General features: G+C 60.7%; 17 protein-coding genes. 12 read left to right on the top strand and 5 right to left on the bottom strand.

What is annotated here, in order from left to right; genetic code table 11:
* Positions 1–46: 46 nt before the first annotated feature.
* Positions 47–1,231: an HlyD family secretion protein gene (locus tag G6N74_RS19930; protein WP_165119755.1), complete on the bottom strand. Its 1,185-nt coding sequence runs from the start codon at positions 1,229–1,231 to the stop codon at positions 47–49.
* Positions 1,228–1,698 carry a MarR family winged helix-turn-helix transcriptional regulator gene (locus tag G6N74_RS19925; RefSeq protein ID WP_165119753.1) on the bottom strand — a complete coding sequence of 157 codons (471 nt, stop codon included), beginning with the start codon at positions 1,696–1,698 and terminating at the stop codon, positions 1,228–1,230. Before G6N74_RS19925 ends, G6N74_RS19930 begins: the two co-directional genes overlap by 4 nt.
* A 179-nt stretch (positions 1,699–1,877) precedes the next feature.
* Here G6N74_RS19925 and G6N74_RS19920 point away from each other — a divergent pair, with 179 nt between their 5' ends.
* The 4 genes from G6N74_RS19920 (at position 1,878) to G6N74_RS19905 (ending at position 5,502) form a co-directional block, all read left to right on the top strand.
* Positions 1,878–2,639, top strand: a complete 762-nt coding sequence (locus G6N74_RS19920; RefSeq protein WP_246245829.1) for a polysaccharide deacetylase family protein — start codon at positions 1,878–1,880, stop codon at positions 2,637–2,639.
* Between the two features lie 331 nt (positions 2,640–2,970).
* Positions 2,971–3,267: a co-chaperone GroES gene (gene groES, locus G6N74_RS19915; RefSeq protein WP_056100728.1), complete on the top strand. Its 297-nt coding sequence runs from the start codon at positions 2,971–2,973 to the stop codon at positions 3,265–3,267.
* 58 nt (positions 3,268–3,325) lie between these two features.
* The gene (gene groL, locus G6N74_RS19910; protein WP_165119751.1) at positions 3,326–4,978 is read left to right on the top strand and encodes a chaperonin GroEL; all 1,653 of its coding nucleotides are present in this window, start codon (positions 3,326–3,328) and stop codon (positions 4,976–4,978) included.
* A 344-nt stretch (positions 4,979–5,322) separates the two neighbouring features.
* Entirely contained in the window at positions 5,323–5,502 is a 180-nt protein-coding gene (locus G6N74_RS19905) for a CsbD family protein (protein ID WP_175544277.1), read from the top strand.
* Between the two features lie 110 nt (positions 5,503–5,612).
* Here the strand turns inward: G6N74_RS19905 and G6N74_RS19900 are convergent, their stop codons facing one another.
* Positions 5,613–6,173, bottom strand: coding sequence for a TetR/AcrR family transcriptional regulator (locus G6N74_RS19900; protein WP_165119905.1), 561 nt, complete (start codon positions 6,171–6,173; stop codon positions 5,613–5,615).
* Positions 6,174–6,329: 156 nt separating this feature from the next.
* Between G6N74_RS19900 and G6N74_RS19895 the strand changes: the two genes are divergently transcribed.
* From G6N74_RS19895 to G6N74_RS19880, 4 genes are all read left to right on the top strand, one after another.
* The gene (locus G6N74_RS19895) at positions 6,330–7,091 is read left to right on the top strand and encodes an NIPSNAP family protein (RefSeq protein ID WP_165119749.1); all 762 of its coding nucleotides are present in this window, start codon (positions 6,330–6,332) and stop codon (positions 7,089–7,091) included.
* A gap of 99 nt (positions 7,092–7,190) precedes the next feature.
* Positions 7,191–8,588 carry a class II fumarate hydratase gene (fumC, locus tag G6N74_RS19890; RefSeq protein WP_165119747.1) on the top strand — a complete coding sequence of 466 codons (1,398 nt, stop codon included), beginning with the start codon at positions 7,191–7,193 and terminating at the stop codon, positions 8,586–8,588.
* Between the two features lie 106 nt (positions 8,589–8,694).
* Positions 8,695–9,117, top strand: coding sequence for a DoxX family protein (locus tag G6N74_RS19885; RefSeq protein WP_165119745.1), 423 nt, complete (start codon positions 8,695–8,697; stop codon positions 9,115–9,117).
* Positions 9,118–9,233: 116 nt separating this feature from the next.
* Positions 9,234–9,635, top strand: a complete 402-nt coding sequence (locus tag G6N74_RS19880; protein WP_165119743.1) for a DoxX family protein — start codon at positions 9,234–9,236, stop codon at positions 9,633–9,635.
* A gap of 17 nt (positions 9,636–9,652) precedes the next feature.
* On the opposite strand, the gene ppx is transcribed toward G6N74_RS19880, so the two are convergent.
* Positions 9,653–11,191: an exopolyphosphatase gene (gene ppx, locus G6N74_RS19875; protein WP_165119741.1), complete on the bottom strand. Its 1,539-nt coding sequence runs from the start codon at positions 11,189–11,191 to the stop codon at positions 9,653–9,655.
* A complete protein-coding gene (locus tag G6N74_RS19870) occupies positions 11,191–13,398 on the bottom strand; it encodes an RNA degradosome polyphosphate kinase (protein ID WP_165119739.1) in 2,208 nt (735 codons plus the stop codon). The genes ppx and G6N74_RS19870 overlap by 1 nt, the downstream gene beginning before the upstream one ends.
* A 155-nt stretch (positions 13,399–13,553) precedes the next feature.
* Here G6N74_RS19870 and G6N74_RS19865 point away from each other — a divergent pair, with 155 nt between their 5' ends.
* Genes G6N74_RS19865 through G6N74_RS19850 form a run of 4 tightly spaced genes read left to right on the top strand, consistent with a single transcriptional unit; the run spans position 13,554 to position 15,693 of the window.
* Positions 13,554–13,799 carry a zinc-finger domain-containing protein gene (locus tag G6N74_RS19865; RefSeq protein WP_091912102.1) on the top strand — a complete coding sequence of 82 codons (246 nt, stop codon included), beginning with the start codon at positions 13,554–13,556 and terminating at the stop codon, positions 13,797–13,799.
* 22 nt (positions 13,800–13,821) lie between these two features.
* The gene (locus tag G6N74_RS19860; RefSeq protein ID WP_165119737.1) at positions 13,822–15,042 is read left to right on the top strand and encodes an FAD-dependent monooxygenase; all 1,221 of its coding nucleotides are present in this window, start codon (positions 13,822–13,824) and stop codon (positions 15,040–15,042) included.
* A gap of 53 nt (positions 15,043–15,095) precedes the next feature.
* Positions 15,096–15,392, top strand: a complete 297-nt coding sequence (locus tag G6N74_RS19855; RefSeq protein ID WP_165119735.1) for a BrnT family toxin — start codon at positions 15,096–15,098, stop codon at positions 15,390–15,392.
* Positions 15,370–15,693: a BrnA antitoxin family protein gene (locus G6N74_RS19850; RefSeq protein ID WP_165119733.1), complete on the top strand. Its 324-nt coding sequence runs from the start codon at positions 15,370–15,372 to the stop codon at positions 15,691–15,693. The genes G6N74_RS19855 and G6N74_RS19850 overlap by 23 nt, the downstream gene beginning before the upstream one ends.
* Positions 15,694–15,733 lie beyond the last annotated feature (40 nt).

Below are 15,733 nucleotides of genomic sequence, written 5' to 3'. Positions count from 1 at the left end.
ACGCGGAGAATGTGGTTATGCTCTGGCGGCTTTTCCGCCTTGATGCTTACTGTACCTTGGCGTCGGCCGCATGAGCGGTCGGCAACAGGCCGGCAAAGCCGCGGCTGACGCCGGTATCGACCGAGACCGAGGCGCTCATGCCGGTGCGAAGCGCAATGTCGAGGCCTTCGGTGTTCACCTTCATCCGCACGGGAATGCGCTGCGTGACCTTGACCCAGTTGCCGGTGGCGTTCTGTGCCGGCAACAGCGAGAATTCGGCGCCGGTACCCGCGCCGATCGCCTCAACGGTCGCCTTCAGCGGGCGGCCCGGATAGGTGTCGAGCGTGATGTCGGCTTCCTGGCCGGGCTTCATGTTGGTCAGCTGGGTTTCCTTGAAATTCGCGTCTACCCAGGTGTCGCTCGTCTCGACCAGACTGAACAGCGCCGTGCCGGCGCCAACGAACTGGCCGAGCTTGAAGGACGAAGCCTGCGCAACGATGCCGTCTGCCGGAGCGCGCACCGTGGTCTGTGCAAGCGAATAGGCAGCCTGCTCGCGGGTGGCGATCGCTGAAAGAACGGTCGGATGCTTGTCGGTTGCGATATCCGGATCGCCACCAAGGGCCGCACGCGCGCTGGCTATGCCCTGAACGGCCGCCGCATGCTCGTCCTGCGCCTTGATGAGGTCACGGCGCGCTTCATCCAGCGAAGAAACGGCATTGATGCCCTTCTTGGCAAGGTCGGTGGCGCGATCGAACTGCGACTGCAGGAAGACGATGTCGTTTGCCGTCATGCGCTCCTGCGACAGGGCCTGGCTATAGGAGGCGCGAAGCTGCTCGACATTGAGGCGGGCGCCGGCAAGGGCGGCATCGGCCTGCGCAAGCTTTATCTTGTACGGCTCGGGATCGACCACGAACAACACATCGCCAGCCTTGACATGGGCATTGTCCGTTACATCGACATTGACGATGCGGCCGGCGATCTCGGAAGCGATCGTCACCTTGGCCTGGCGCAGATTGGCGTTCTCAGTATCCTGATAACGGCCACCGGTGACCCAGACGTAGCCACCGCCGACGACAAGCGCCAGCGGCAGGGCCGCCATCAGGAAAAAGCGGCCAGAACGGCGCTTCTTGCGGGCCGGCGCGGGCGCCGGCTCGACGTTCAGCGTCTGGGGAATGGTTACGGGCGGGGTCAGCTTTTCGGCTTCGATCTCCGTCACTTCTTCTTTGTCTTTGACTTTAGACACGGCGTTCATGCTGCTGCACCCTTTGGCATAGTCTCATACGACCCTTCGTCGTCCGAGAGATTACTTACAACCGTCGTCAGGCCGTGGATCAGGGTCTGGCGTTCTTCCTGTGACAGGCCCTCGAGGGCCTGCTCGAAAACTTCACCGGCAACACTCTTGACCGCCCCGAAAGCCTCACGGCTCTTTTCGGTCGGGAAGATCATGCGCACGCGCCGGTCGGTGGCGTGCTGGCGGCGTTCTATCCAGCCGCCCTCTTCCATGCGGTCGATCAGCCGCGAAACGCTGATCGGCTCGATTTCGAGCAGTTCAGCCAGCCGCGCCTGGGTCACGCCCTCGCTCTTCACCACCCTGACCAGCAGACGCCATTGCGCGGACGAGAGGCCCAGACCCCTGCCAAGCGTTTCGAAACGCTTGCGCATCAGCCTTGCTGCATCGTGGATGAGAAATCCGAGTTTTTCAGTGCCATCTAATTCCATGAGCGGCATATATAATGAGCATGCTCATGGTTCAAGACGGCAAACCACCTTGCTCGCAAATTTGTGATGCAGTGCACAATGATCCTGACATACTGCTGTCAAGATGCGGCTGCCTTGGCTTGACTCGACCTCGTTCGCCCATACGCTGCCATCGAAATTCGGCATTTGGAGGGGATGTCATGAGGAAGGCGCTGGCGCTCACGCTGATGTGCATGGTCGCCGGGCTGTTCTTCACCGTCGTTTCGGCCAAAGCCGCCCAGCGCACCGTCTATCTGACCTTCGACGATGGACCCCTGCCCGGCACGGAAACGATCCTCAAGGTGCTGGCGGACGAAGCTATCCCCGCCACTCTTTTCATGGTCGGGTCGCATGCCGACCTCATCCCCGAGCGCGGCGCGCTTGTCGCGAAGGCAAAGTCGCTGCCGCTGGTGACGGTCGGCAACCACAGCTACAGCCACGCCAACAACCACTACCGGCATTTCTATTCGAACACCGACCAGGTGCTCGAAGACTTGGCGCACGCCGACAAGGTGCTTGGCCTGAAAGGTCCGCCGGTCTATGCCCGCCTGCCCGGCCGCGACGTTTTTCGGCTGCCGAATATTTCACGCAACGACATCGCCATCCGGTCGGACGAGGAAGACCGGGAGATGGTGAGCTTCGAATTCGTCTCGGCCTATGGCTACTATCTCTACGGCTGGGACCATGAATGGGTGCACTACAATGACGGCAAGCCGGTCCAGAGCGTCACCAATCTCGTCAGTGAGATCGACCACCTGTTCGGCTATGGCCGCTTGGTGAAGAAGAACAAGCTGGTGCTCCTGATGCACGACCAGATGTTTCAGGACGTCTTTCAGGGCGACAGCAACCTGCGAGCCCTGATCAGGCTGCTGCGCCAGCGCGGCTATGCCTTCGGCGACATCAAGACCTATGACGACGACTGAGCCGGTTCACTTTCGGCGAAGGAGCCTTCGACCATGAGAGTGCCATATCCGCGAGTGACAGATGGAAACCTGATGCTTTTCAGAGGAGGGTTGAAGGGCAATGACGGCGACATTTGCTTAACCACCCTCATCTATTGGCATGAGGTTCCAGCGGTGCGCCGGCGACCAAAGCAAATTTTTGCCGCATCCGCCCTCCCCAACTCCTTGACTCCAAAACCGCGCGGGCCTATCTCACCGGCACGTTAGCACTCACCCAAGATGAGTGCTAACTACAGTCCGGTGATCCGGACGGAGGAATCGTTTTTCAACATCCGCACCAAGGATATTCAAAATGGCAAAGTCGAAATTCCGGCCGCTGCATGACCGAGTGGTCGTTCGCCGCGTCGAATCCGAAGCAAAGACCGCCGGCGGGATCATCATCCCCGATACGGCCAAGGAAAAGCCGCAGGAAGGCGAAATCGTCGCCGTCGGTTCGGGCGCTCGCGACGAAGCTGGCAAGCTGGTTCCGCTGGACGTCAAGGCTGGCGACCGCGTGCTGTTCGGCAAGTGGTCCGGCACCGAAGTGAAGCTCAATGGCGAAGACCTTCTGATCATGAAGGAATCCGACATCATGGGCATCATCGGCTGATTTCCCGGTAACCGCACCATCCACTCAGAATTAGGGCTGAAGGCCCAGGAGCACAAAAATGGCTGCTAAAGAAGTAAAATTCTCCCGTGATGCCCGCGAGCGTATGCTGCGCGGCGTCAACATCCTCGCCGACGCGGTGAAGGTCACGCTCGGCCCCAAGGGCCGCAACGTCGTCATCGACAAGTCGTTCGGCGCACCGCGCATCACCAAGGACGGCGTCACCGTCGCCAAGGAAATCGAACTTGAAGACAAGTTCGAGAACATGGGCGCCCAGATGGTCCGCGAAGTTGCTTCGAAGACCAACGACATCGCCGGCGACGGCACCACGACCGCAACGGTTCTGGCCCAGTCGATCGTTCAGGAAGGCCACAAGGCCGTTGCCGCCGGCATGAACCCGATGGACCTGAAGCGCGGTATCGATCTGGCCGTGGCTGAAGTCGTCACCCACCTCGTCAAGTCGTCGAAGAAGATCAAGACCTCGGAAGAAGTAGCCCAGGTCGGCACCATCTCGGCTAACGGCGAGACGGAAATCGGCTCGATGATCGCCGAAGCCATGCAGAAGGTCGGCAACGAGGGTGTTATCACCGTCGAGGAAGCCAAGACCGCCGAGACCGAACTCGAAGTCGTCGAAGGCATGCAGTTCGACCGCGGCTACCTCTCGCCCTACTTCGTCACCAACCCGGACAAGATGGTTGCCGAGCTGGAAGACGCCTACATCCTTCTCCACGAGAAGAAGCTCTCCAACCTCCAGGCCATGCTGCCGGTTCTCGAAGCCGTCGTGCAGACCTCCAAGCCGCTCGTCATCATCTCGGAAGACGTCGAAGGCGAGGCTCTGGCCACGCTCGTCGTCAACAAGCTGCGTGGCGGCCTGAAGATCGCTGCCGTCAAGGCTCCGGGCTTCGGTGATCGCCGCAAGGCCATGCTGGAAGACATCGCCATCCTCACGGGCGGCCAGGTCATCTCCGAAGACCTCGGCATCAAGCTCGAAAACGTCGGCCTGAACATGCTCGGCCGCGCCAAGAAGGTGTCGATCTCCAAGGAAAACACCACGATCGTCGACGGCGCCGGCAAGAAGGCCGAGATCCAGGGCCGCGTTGCCCAGATCAAGCAGCAGATCGAGGAAACCACCTCGGACTACGACAAGGAGAAGCTGCAGGAACGTCTCGCCAAGCTGGCAGGCGGCGTTGCCGTCATCCGCGTCGGCGGTGCGACCGAAGTGGAAGTGAAGGAAAAGAAGGACCGCGTCGACGACGCGCTGAACGCAACGCGTGCAGCCGTTGAAGAAGGCATCGTTCCCGGCGGTGGCGTAGCCCTGCTGCGCGCTTCGCTCGCCATCAAGGCTACCGGCGTCAACGCCGATCAGCAGGCTGGCATCAACATCGTCCGTCGCGCTCTGCAGGCTCCGGCCCGCCAGATCGCCACGAACGCCGGTGCTGAAGCTTCGATCGTTGCCGGCAAGATCCTCGACAACAAGGGCGCGACCTTCGGCTACAACGCCCAGACCGGCGAATATGGCGACATGATCGCCATGGGTATCGTCGATCCGGTCAAGGTCGTTCGCACGGCTCTGCAGGACGCAGCCTCGGTTGCCGGTCTCCTGGTCACCACCGAAGCCATGATCGCCGAAGCTCCGAAGAAGGATTCCGGCGGCGGCATGCCGGGCGGTATGCCTGGCGGCGGCATGGGCGGCATGGGCGGCATGGACTTCTAAGAAGTCACCACCTGTTTCTCAGGCAACATCTACGGAAAGGGCGCCTTCGGGCGCCCTTTTTGCATTTGGAGTAAGCCTCAAAAAAATCTCAAAAAAAATTCGCAACTGGGCGGAACCATTTATCCGGCTGCGCATTTTACGGGTGTCGAAAGCTATCCAGATGGAGAAATCCACGAGGAAAAGCCAAGACAAAAAAGCGCTCCCCCATCCTCAAACGAGATGCGGGGAGCGTTTTTGTTTTTTAGTTAGCATTTTGATTTCATGTAATTTTTCGATTTTTTCGCAACCAATCCGGAACAGTCTCGTTGTCGAGGGCAAACAAACCCGAAACAGGAGAAGCGGCTATGGTGAACAAGGACCAGATCAAGGGCGTTGCCAAACAGGCCAGCGGCGCCGTCAAGGAAGCCGCCGGCAAGGTAACCGGCAACAAGAAGACCCAGGCCGAAGGCACGGCTGAAAAAATCGCCGGCAAGGTCCAGAAGGGTTACGGCGACGCCAAGGAAAAGATAAAGGGCGCGCTCTGATCTCCTTCACGAGCGTCCTTTGGGAAAAGGCGGCGCCCAGCGCCGCCTTTTCCACGTTTGGAGCCGGCGTACTCATGCATCTTTGCCAGATGTGCAGCTTCCGCAGGACCTCACCGCTTGGGTTCAAAACCTTCCATGCAGAGTGTGAGCACGCCTGCATTCTGCGCCGCCTTGGCCATCGACATGGCGCCGGAATAAGAAGCAACAGTGAAAGCAGCAAAGCGCTCCGGGTCGGTTTGGCGGTCTTCCATGCCGCTTTGCTGGTCGCGCTTGATCTTTTCGGCGATGGCCTGCTGCCATGCGTCGAAAATTTGTGCCAGCGCGGCGCGAAACTCCGGGTCGGCCAGCGACAATTCATGCGCAAGGTTGTTGAGCTGGCAGCCGCGCACGAAACCCTGCTGCTCAAGTTCCCCCGCCACTGCGGCAAAAACCTGCCGCACCCCTTCCCGCGCCGTGTTCGCCGCCTCGACCGGCCCGATCCAGGTTTCCGCAACCGCCGTCGCAACCCTTTCGTTGATCACGGCCAGCCCAAGCGCCTTCTTGGTCGGGAAATGGTGATGCAGCGCCCCACCCGACACGCCGGCCGCCTGCATCAGGTCGCCCAGGCTCGTCGCGTTGTAGCCGCGCGCCTGAAACGCTTCTTCTGCAACATCCAGCACCTTCTGGCGCATGCCTTCGGGGTCGTTGGTGCGGGTTCTGGTTCGTACAGCTTTTGCCATTCGATTTTCTCTGGCCACAGGAAACAGTCGCAAAATACCATATTGACAAAACCGGGCAACCGGTTTGTTATTAAAACAGGTCAACCGGTCTGTTTTGAAGAGAGAAAGATGTCCGAACACTCAAGCGTAACGCTCGCAACCGCCACCGAACTATTCTCGGCAGTCGTCGAACTGCGGCAATACACGCTGCATCCCGGCAGGCGTGACGAATTGATCGACGTTTTCGACACGCATCTGGTCGAAACCCAGGAAGCGACCGGCATGAAGGTCATCGCCCAGTTTCGCGATCTCGACCGGCCCGACCATTTCGTCTGGTTGCGCGGGTTCGATGACATGGCCGCTCGCAAGGCGGCGCTTGAGGCCTTTTATGGCGGACCTGTCTGGGCTGCTCACAAGGACGCCGCCAACGCCACCATGATCGATTCCGACGATGTGTTGCTGCTCAAGCCGGCGTGGCCGGCCAGCGGCTTCGATCTTTCGGGCAAGGTGCGCGATCTGCCTGAAAAGGCGCAAGCGGAAACATTGATCACGGCCACGATCTGCCACATTACCCCGGCATCCGAAGCCGAGTTCATTGCACTGTTTGAAAGCGAGACCATCCCTCTCCTCGCTCGTCTCGGCGCTCCGCTCCTTGCCGGGTTTGTCACCGAGCATGCCGAAAACACATTCCCACGCCTACCGGTCCGGATCAGCGAGAATGTCCTTATCGCTTTCCAGATCTTCGAGAGTGCGAAAGCGCATGCTCTTTATGAGGCTGCATTGTATTCAGACCCATCATGGGTTGATGGCCTGCTGCCCCGGCTTCTGAGCCATTTTTCCGGACCTGTTCAACGGCTTCGCCTCGTGCCAACCCAGCGTTCGCTCCTTTGAACCGATTAGGATTGGCCTTGCCTCCATTCTTCACTTGAAGCCCATTGTGCAAAGCGGTAGGCCGTTGCCGGCATTGAAAAATTTCCGGGAGACGGGTCCGTGAGCGCAGGCAAGACAAGAACCGAAACCGACACGTTCGGACCGATCGAAGTGGCGAGCGACCGCTACTGGGGCGCGCAGGCCCAGCGTTCTCTCGGCAACTTCAAGATCGGCTGGGAAAAGCAGCCTCTGTCGGTCGTTCGCGCGCTCGGCATCGTCAAGCGGGCAGCCGCCGAAGCCAATATGGAACTGAAGCGGCTCGACCCGGCGGTCGGCGAGACGATCGTCAAGGCAGCGCAGGAAGTGATCGACGGCAAGCTCAACGATCATTTCCCGCTCGTCGTCTGGCAGACCGGTTCCGGCACCCAGTCGAACATGAACGCCAATGAAGTCATCTCCAACCGCGCCATCGAGATGCTGGGCGGTGTGATGGGCTCGAAGAAGCCGGTCCATCCCAACGACCACGTCAATATGAGCCAGTCGTCCAACGACACCTACCCGACGGCCATGCACATCGCCTGTGCCGAGCGGATCGTTCACGACCTGCTGCCGGCGCTGAAGCACCTTCATGCAGCCCTCGACGCCAAGGCGAAGGAATTCGACCACATCATCAAGATCGGCCGCACGCACACGCAGGATGCGACGCCGCTGACGCTCGGCCAGGAGTTCGGCGGCTATGCCGCGCAGGTTGCGTCCTCGATCAAGCGCATCGAGATGACGCTGCCGGGTCTTTGCGAACTGGCCCAGGGTGGCACCGCCGTCGGCACGGGGCTCAACGCGCCGGTCGGCTTTGCCGAAAAGGTTGCCGAGCGTATCGCCGCGATCACCGGCATCGATTTCGTCACCGCGCCGAACAAGTTCGAGGCGCTGGCGGCGCACGACTCCATGGTGTTCTCGCACGGCGCCATCAATTCGGCGGCGGCCGCCCTGTTCAAGATCGCCAACGACATCCGCTTCCTCGGTTCGGGCCCGCGCTCGGGTCTCGGCGAGCTGTCGCTGCCGGAGAACGAGCCCGGCTCGTCGATCATGCCGGGCAAGGTCAATCCGACCCAGTCCGAGGCGCTGACGCAGGTGTGCGTGCAGGTGTTCGGCAACAACGCTGCCCTCACCTTCGCCGGCAGCCAGGGCCATTTCGAGCTCAACGTCTATAACCCGCTGATGGCCTACAACTTCCTCCAGTCGGTCCAGCTCGTGGCCGACGCCGCGATCTCGTTTACCGACAACTGCGTCGTCGGAATCGAGGCGCGCGAGGAGAACATCAAGGCGGCACTCGACCGTTCGCTGATGCTGGTGACGGCGCTCGCCCCGACGATCGGCTACGACAACGCCGCCAAGATCGCCAAGACCGCGCACAAGAACGGCACCACGCTGCGCGAGGAAGCTGTTGGCGGCGGCTACGTCAGCGACGCCGACTTCGACCGGCTGGTGCGACCGGAAGACATGACGCGGCCGGGATAAAGCGCAAAATCATTCCTATCGTGAACGATGTGTCGACAAATTCGAGGCTTTGGTGAACAGCCGGGATCGTCTATCTTAAGGGCATAAACCTCTTATGGAGACTAGCATGTCCACCAACTCTTCCGCCGCCGACTCCGGCATCGCTGCTAACGCCTCGGCCGCCATTCTGGTCGGACGTGTTCTGATATCCATCCTGTTCATCCTCGCCGGCTTCGGCAAGCTGACTGCGATTGCCGGCACCGCCGGCTTCTTCGAAAGCCTCGGCCTGCCGGCACCGACGGTTACCGCCGTCGTCGTTGGCCTCGTTGAATTCTTTGGCGGCCTTGCCGTCCTGGTCGGCTTCAAGACCCGCATCGCTGCAATCTTGCTCGCCGTCTTCACGATGGGCGCAACTGCAGTCGCCCATCTTGACTTCTCGCAGGCTGGCAATGCGCTGATGCTGCAGAAGAACCTCGGCCTCGTCGCCGGCTTTATTTTCCTCGCCGTCATCGGCGCAGGCGCTTACTCGATCGACGGACGTGGCCGCTAATCCGGCTGCATGAATTGCAAAAGGCCCGGAGCGATCCGGGCCTTTTCTTTTGCGGCATCATCGAGTGACATTTTTCGCATCAGGGCGCATTCTGCGTCATTGACGCGGATACGCCGATGCCGACCAACATTGCGCTGCTTCTCGCCCGGCTCCTGCTTGCGGCCCTGTTTATCCCGGGCGGCTATGGCGCGCTCACCAACATCGCGGGGTCGGCCAGCTATTTCGGCGGGCTTGGCTTTCCCCTGCCCACCCTCGTCGCCTGGAGCGTCGGGCTTTTCGAGCTGATTGCCGGCCTGCTCATCCTCGTCGGCTTCCAGACCCGTCCGGCGTCGCTGCTGCTTGCAGCCTTTTCAGCGGCCGCCGGGGTAATCGGCCATTACGGCCAAGGCGGCGGCGATCCGGCATTGGTCTTCATGCATTCGCAGGCGCTAATGAAGGATATCGCGATAGCCGGCGGCTTTCTGGCGCTCTCGGTTGCGGGCGCGGGCGCATTCTCGATCGACGCCAAACGCGGCTGAAAGCGGATTGCCCTGGCCTACTTCACCGGAACGGCGACCTGCTCGCCCTCAATCATCAGTTCCAGCCTGCGGCCCGTCAGCCGGGCAAGCTGGGCCAGACGCCCCGCAGGCCGTTCGCCGGTCAGGCCGGCATGCGACTTCGGAATGACCAGCGCCAGCGCGCCATTGTCGCGATTTTCCCACCTGAGCTGCGGAATCACGCCCGGCATGGAGGCCGAGAACAGATAGACGACGCGCAGCATCGCGCCGAGCAGCCGCGCACGCTCGATGTAGCGCGGCGGCACCAGCGCAAGCAGTTCGGCCGCCGCTCCGTCGTTGAAGATGCCTTCATGCCGGTAAAGATTGGCAAGCGCCAGGAACACGCGGCCCGGATGATCGACGCCGATGAAGGAGGCATGGGCAATAATGTTCAGCGACTGCTTGCCACGGTATTCCGGATGCGCGCGCCAGCCGATATCGGCGAGAAGGCAGGCGGCATGGCGATAACGCACTTCGTCCTCAGTCTCGTCGATGCCGAAGGCCGCGAAGGACTGGCCGGTCCATTGCACCAGTTCGTGGGCATGCATGACCGACCGTGCGCGCAGCCGCGCCAGTTCCTCGGAAGCCGAAATGAGCGGGTCTGTGCGCTGTTCGGCGCGCGACAGCAATGAATAGAGAAAACCTTCGCGCACGCCGAGCGCCGACACCACGATCTTCGACGGCTTCATCGCCGCGATGATTTCCAGCAGCACCGCCGCACCATAGGGCAGCAGCGCGCGACGGTTCTTCGAGATGCCCTCGATGCCCTTCATCTTGTCGATGTCGCCCTTGGCGACCTGCCGCAGGAACGGCAGCGAGCTTTCGATGCCCATCTCGTAATGGTGCATCACGTTGAGCGGATAGTTGATCGTGTTCATGTGGAGGCGGGCGAGGTTTCGCCACGTGCCGCCCACAGCGTAGAAAACCTGGCCCTGCCCGGCTTTCAGCAGCTTGGCGCGAGCCAGTTCGTCACGCGCGATCTTGGCGGCCGCTACCGGCGAATTTTTCGACATATCCTGCAGGCGCAGGCCGCCCAGTGGCAGGGTTATGCCCTGGCCTATTTCCTCGCCGTCAACGCCGACCAGTTCCAGGCTGCCGCCGCCAAGGTCGCCGGCGATGCCACTTGCGGGATGAAAACCGGAAATAACCCCCAGCGCCGAGTAATGCGCTTCCTCACGCCCGGTGAGCACCCGTATTTCGGTGCCGAGAATCTGTTGCGCCCGGTGAATGAAGTCCGGTCCATTCTCGGCCTCGCGCGCTGCAGCCGTGGCGATCACGTGCAGTTCTTCCGCGCCCGCCTGATCAGACAGCGCGCGAAAACGCCGGAATTCCTCCACGGCGCGGGTCACGCCCTCGGGGTCGAGCTTGCCGGTCGAAACGATGCCGCGACCGAGGCCGGCCAGCATCTTTTCGTTGAACAGAACCGTCGGAGAACGGGATATGCCTTCATACACGACAAGGCGGATCGAGTTCGACCCAATGTCGATAATGGAAATCGGCCGGCGATCCTGAAGCCGGCCCTGGGATTGTGCAATCATCAGCTACCGGTTGCGCTGGATTTCTTGCGCCGCTTGAACTGCGCGATGCGCTTGGGCGCATGCGATTTCAGTGCATCTCCCCGTCCCGACAGGCTAGGATTCGTCATGAAATATTCCTGCGCGTTGAACGGCTCTTCCCCCTCGTCCAGCACTATGCGCCGCGAGGTACCGTCAGCCAATACTTCGAAACTTTGCTGGTTGTCCATGATGTTTCCGAGCATGATCTGGCCAAGCACCTGTTCATGCACAGTTGGATTGGTGATCGGAACCATGGTTTCGACGCGGCGGTCGAGGTTTCGCGGCATCAGGTCGGCCGAGCTGATATAGACGATGGCCTCGTCCGAAGGCAGGCCATGGCCATTGCCGAAGCAATAGATCCGGCTGTGTTCGAGGAAGCGGCCGATGATCGATTTCACCCGGATGTTTTCCGAAAGCCCCGGAACCTGCGGCCTCAGGCAGCATATGCCGCGCACGACCAGGTCGATCTCCACCCCTGCCCTGCTGGCATCGTAGAGCGCATCGATGATCATCGGATCGACCAGCGAATTCATCTTCAACCAGATCTGGGCGGGCCGGCCTTCCAGAGCGTGAGCAACCTCATCGGAAATATGTTTCAGTATCCGGCTCCGCAGCGTCAACGGCGACATCGCCAGGTGCATCTCATCGGCCGGCTCGGCATAACCGGTGATGAAGTTGAAGAGCTGCGCGACGTCGTGGGCGATGTGCGAATCGGTCGTGAAGAAGGACAGATCGGTGTAGATGCGGGCTGTGATCGGGTGATAGTTGCCAGTGCCGAGATGGACATAGTTGCGCAGGCGGTTGTCCTCACGGCGCACCACCAGCGACATCTTGGCATGCGTTTTCAGCTCGATGAAGCCGAACACGACCTGCACGCCGGCGCGCTCCAGATCGCGCGCCCAGCGAATGTTAGCCTCCTCATCGAATCGCGCCTTCAGCTCGACCAGCGCCGTGACTGACTTGCCGGCCTCAGCCGCATCGACCAGCGCGCGCACGATCGGGCTGTCGTTCGACGTGCGGTAGAGCGTCTGCTTGATCGCCACGACATCGGGATCGGCAGCGGCCTGGCGCAGGAACTGCACCACCACGTCGAAGGATTCGTAGGGGTGATGAACAATGAAGTCCTTCTCCCGGATCGCCGCGAAGCAATCGCCGCGATGGTCGCGAACGCGCTCGGGGAAGCGCGGATTGTAGGGCGTGAACTTCAAATCGTCGCGTGGCACGGCGACAAGTTCGGAAATCTGGTTCAACGCCAGCGGCCCGGTCAGCACGCTGATGCGCGAAGACGAAACGCCGGTTTCGCCGGCAACGAATTCACGAAGCTCGTTGGGCATCTGTCCGTCGAACTCGATGCGGATCACCGAGCCGCGACGACGGCGCTTCAGCGCCGTCTCGAACAGCCGCACCAGATCTTCCGCCTCTTCCTCGACCTCGATATCGCTGTCTCGGATGATGCGGAACGTGCCTGAACCCTTGACCTCATAACCGGGAAAGAGCTTGCCGACGAAGATGTTCACCGTCTCTTCGATCGGAATGAAGCGCACGCTGTTCTTGCGATCCGGCAGCCTGATGTATCGCTTCAGGGCGGTGGGCAAACGCAGCAGCGCGTTCATTTCCTCACCGTTCTTGCGATGACGCAATTGCAGGGCGATCGAGAAGCCTAGATTGGGAATGAACGGGAAAGGATGCGCCGGATCGATCGACAGCGGCGTCAGGACCGGGAAGACCTGTTCCTGAAAATGGTTCTCAAGCCAGGTTTTCTCATCCTTGGTCAGCGCATCGCCGGTGATGCTCTCGATGCCTTCCTTTTTGAGTAGACCGATCAGGCCCGAAAGGCTCGTCTGCTGGTCCTCCTGCAGACGGCCAACCTCGACCAGAAGCTGTTCGAGTTGCTGCTCAGGCGTGCGGCCGTCAGGACTCTTGATGGCGATGTTTTCGCGGATCTGTCCGGCAAGACCGGCAACGCGAACCATGAAGAATTCGTCGAGGTTGGCGGCCGAGATCGACAGGAAGCGAACACGCTCGAGAAGCGGATGGTTCGGGTTCTGCGATTCCTCAAGAACGCGGCGGTTGAACTGGAGCCATGAGAACTCACGGTTGACGAAACGGTCCGGGTTGCCTGCGGACGCATCGCCGTCGGCGGTGCTGACGGTGGTGAATTCGGCCTGGACCGGTCTTAGCTCGTTCATGTCCCTCTTTATCCTTTATGCGGCCACAGCCGCTTATTCGGCTCAGCTTATCTCCTGACAGGGTTTTGCGACAGTTTGATTTCACACGGCTTGCAAAGAGATTGGCTATGCTACAAACAGCCGTTAAAAGCGTGAGCGACAGACAGGAGAAAGCCATGGCCGGCGGTTCCATTCCACACTTCCAGAACGATGCAGGTCATGCCGTGATCGAGATCGGCGTGAAGGAATTCATGTGCGTGGGCGCAAACCCGCCTTTCGACCATCCGCATGTCTTCCTCGACATGGGCGCCGACTCAGAAAAAGTCTGCCCCTATTGCTCGACGCTGTACCGCTTCAACGGCACGCTGAAGGCCAGCGAGACCCGCCCGGAAAACTGCCTCTACGTCGTTCGCGCCGCCTGACCGGCTTACGGCGATTGATCCGGTGGATATCTCCCATTCCGGAAAGATCGTCATCGCTGGTGCCGGCATTGCCGGCTTGACGGGCGCACTTGCCTTTGCCAGCCGCGGCTTTGCCGTAGAAGTCTTCGAGCGCTCGGAAAAGCTTGAAGACGTCGGCGCCGGCATCCAGCTTTCCCCCAACGCCACCCGCATCCTCGATAATCTCGGCGTGCTGGAATTTTTGCTGCCCAAGGCAATACAGCCTGAAGCCATCATCCTGCGCGACGCCAGGACCCTCAGGGAACTCGCCCGCGTGCCGCTTGGCGCGATGGCACAAAAACGCTGGGCTGCGCCCTATGTCGTTGCGCACCGTGCCGATCTGCAAGTTGCTCTGCTGGACGCAGCCAAGCGCCAGCCGCTCATTCAATTGATCACCAATGCGACCGTCCGCAGCGTGACTTCACAGGGTGGTCTTGCCTCCGTTGCGGTGGAGCAGTCGGGCGTAGCGGACCGAACAGCCGCTTTCCTTGCCGTCAGCGCGGATGGCGTGTGGTCGGCGCTGCGCGATGGAACGAGTGCAAAGAGCCGTTTTTCCGGCGAACTCGCCTGGCGCACGATGATCGACAGCAAAAGCCCGCAAGGGCGTGCCTTTGCCGAAATCAGCGCTGCGGATTGCGTCAACGCATTCCTTCATCCCGGTTTTCACCTCATCGCCTATCCCGTGCGCGGCGGTGCGGCCTTCAACATTGTCGCCTTCACGCCGGGAAAGCGTATCGCCGAAAGCTGGGCCGGCGCTGCCGATGCCTCGATCCTGAAGCAAGCCATGCGTAACACCGCCCCGGCGCTGGCACGCTTGGCCGACGAAGCCGGGCCTTGGACGGCATGGCCGATCCATACGGTCGACCCGAAAGCTCCCTGGACCGCGCCGGCCTCGGCCCTAATCGGCGACGCAGCGCACGCGATGACGCCTTTCGCCGCGCAGGGTGCGGCCATGGCCATCGAAGATGCCGAAACGCTTGCCGCATACGTAGCCGCCACACCGGACGATCTGCCTGCCGCCCTCGCCGCCTGGGAAGCATCGCGCCGCCCCCGCATCGAGAAAGTCGCGCGTCGCGGGGCCTTCAATCACTTCGCCTGGCACGCCAAAGGCCCGGTCGCGATCGCCCGCAATCTGGTTCTGAGGACGCGCCCGCCCGAAAAACTCGCCGCCGACATGGACTGGCTCTACGGCTGGAAGCCGCCGTCGGTGACGGGTATTCTCTGAATCCGTCTGGACAAATCGCCTATTTGTAGTTACATTTCTGGAGTTACAGATACATGTCTTTGCGCTTTGAGTGGGACATCGCCAAGGCGCAAAGCAACAAGCAGAAACATGGCGTCAGCTTCGAAACGGCGGCTCGCGTTTTCCTCGATCCTTTTGCGCTAACCGATCAGGACCGAATCGAGGAAGGCGAATATCGCTGGCAGACGCTTGGGGCTGTCGATGGAATTCTGCTGCTGATGGTCGCGCATGCTGATCGCGAAGAAGACGGCACCGAAGTGATCCGTATCATTTCGGCCCGGTTGGCGACGCCAAAGGAAAAGAGAAATTATGGGCAAAATCGTCAAATATGAAATCGACCCTGACAATCCAGCGCCACTGACGGAAAACCAGCGTCAGGAAATCGCCGACCTGAAGGCTCGCGCTAAACACGAAATCGATACGAGCGACATTCCCGAGTTGACCGATGAATTCTGGGCGACCGCCGTGCAAAACCCGTATTTTCGGCCGGTCAAACAGCAGCTGACCCTTCGGCTCGATGCCGATCTTGTCGCGTGGTTTAAGAGGCACTCCCCCGGCGGGCGCGGATACCAGAGCAATATCAATCGCGCACTGCGCGAATACGTCATCGAGAAAGAGAAAAAGGCCGGGTGAGCTGAGACACTTTCACAAAAGCCCGGCCGACCTGGACTGG

Origin of the sequence: Mesorhizobium zhangyense, assembly GCF_011045115.1 — a bacterium.
Classification (GTDB): Bacteria; Pseudomonadota; Alphaproteobacteria; order Rhizobiales; family Rhizobiaceae; genus Mesorhizobium_M; species Mesorhizobium_M zhangyense.
Note: the sequence above shows the minus strand (reverse complement) of the source record. Positions and strands in the feature narration are given on the sequence as shown.

Coding starts and splice junctions, on each gene's coding strand:
- G6N74_RS19930 (WP_165119755.1), bottom strand. CDS start 1,231: ATGAACGCCGTGTCTAAAGTCAAAGACAAAGAAGAAGTGACGGAGATC.
- G6N74_RS19925 (WP_165119753.1), bottom strand. CDS start 1,698: ATGGAATTAGATGGCACTGAAAAACTCGGATTTCTCATCCACGATGCA.
- G6N74_RS19920 (WP_246245829.1), top strand. CDS start 1,878: ATGAGGAAGGCGCTGGCGCTCACGCTGATGTGCATGGTCGCCGGGCTG.
- groES (WP_056100728.1), top strand. CDS start 2,971: ATGGCAAAGTCGAAATTCCGGCCGCTGCATGACCGAGTGGTCGTTCGC.
- groL (WP_165119751.1), top strand. CDS start 3,326: ATGGCTGCTAAAGAAGTAAAATTCTCCCGTGATGCCCGCGAGCGTATG.
- G6N74_RS19905 (WP_175544277.1), top strand. CDS start 5,323: ATGGTGAACAAGGACCAGATCAAGGGCGTTGCCAAACAGGCCAGCGGC.
- G6N74_RS19900 (WP_165119905.1), bottom strand. CDS start 6,173: ATGCGCCAGAAGGTGCTGGATGTTGCAGAAGAAGCGTTTCAGGCGCGC.
- G6N74_RS19895 (WP_165119749.1), top strand. CDS start 6,330: ATGTCCGAACACTCAAGCGTAACGCTCGCAACCGCCACCGAACTATTC.
- G6N74_RS19885 (WP_165119745.1), top strand. CDS start 8,695: ATGTCCACCAACTCTTCCGCCGCCGACTCCGGCATCGCTGCTAACGCC.
- G6N74_RS19880 (WP_165119743.1), top strand. CDS start 9,234: ATGCCGACCAACATTGCGCTGCTTCTCGCCCGGCTCCTGCTTGCGGCC.
- ppx (WP_165119741.1), bottom strand. CDS start 11,191: ATGATTGCACAATCCCAGGGCCGGCTTCAGGATCGCCGGCCGATTTCC.
- G6N74_RS19870 (WP_165119739.1), bottom strand. CDS start 13,398: ATGAACGAGCTAAGACCGGTCCAGGCCGAATTCACCACCGTCAGCACC.
- G6N74_RS19865 (WP_091912102.1), top strand. CDS start 13,554: ATGGCCGGCGGTTCCATTCCACACTTCCAGAACGATGCAGGTCATGCC.
- G6N74_RS19855 (WP_165119735.1), top strand. CDS start 15,096: ATGTCTTTGCGCTTTGAGTGGGACATCGCCAAGGCGCAAAGCAACAAG.
- G6N74_RS19850 (WP_165119733.1), top strand. CDS start 15,370: ATGGGCAAAATCGTCAAATATGAAATCGACCCTGACAATCCAGCGCCA.